This is a genomic window from Mesorhizobium sp. M4B.F.Ca.ET.143.01.1.1 (assembly GCF_004792275.1).
In the GTDB taxonomy this organism is placed as follows: Bacteria; Pseudomonadota; Alphaproteobacteria; order Rhizobiales; family Rhizobiaceae; genus Mesorhizobium; species Mesorhizobium abyssinicae.
Genome location: NZ_SRSR01000078.1, coordinates 1 through 516 on the forward strand (window position 1 = coordinate 1; position 516 = coordinate 516).

Annotated in this window: 1 protein-coding gene; it reads left to right on the top strand. The window is 65.1% G+C overall.

Annotated features, from left to right (window positions below):
* Positions 1-516 (top strand): GTP-binding protein (locus EN786_RS36035; protein ID WP_246688842.1); only part of this gene is annotated, 516 nt, incomplete at both ends.

The following is a 516-nucleotide window of genomic DNA, read 5'->3' on the forward strand; positions in this document are numbered from 1 at the left end:
CGCCAGAAGAGAAGGCGCGCGGCATCACGATTTCGACGGCGCACGTCGAATACGAGACGGCCAACCGCCACTATGCCCACGTCGACTGCCCCGGCCACGCCGACTATGTGAAGAACATGATCACCGGTGCCGCGCAGATGGACGGCGCGATCCTGGTCGTTTCGGCCGCCGACGGCCCGATGCCGCAGACGCGCGAGCACATCCTGCTCGCCCGCCAGGTCGGTGTGCCGTCGATCGTGGTGTTCCTGAACAAGGTCGACCAGGTCGACGACGCCGAGCTGCTCGAACTGGTCGAGCTCGAGGTTCGCGAGCTCTTGACCAAGAACGAGTTCCCCGGCGACGACATTCCGATCGTCAAGGGCTCGGCGCTTGCCGCGCTGGAAGATTCGAACAAGACCATCGGCGAGGACGCGATCCGCGAGCTGATGGCGCAGGTCGACGCCTACATCCCGACGCCGGTGCGTCCGCTGGACAAGCCGTTCCTGATGCCGATCGAGGACGTGTTCTCGATCTCGG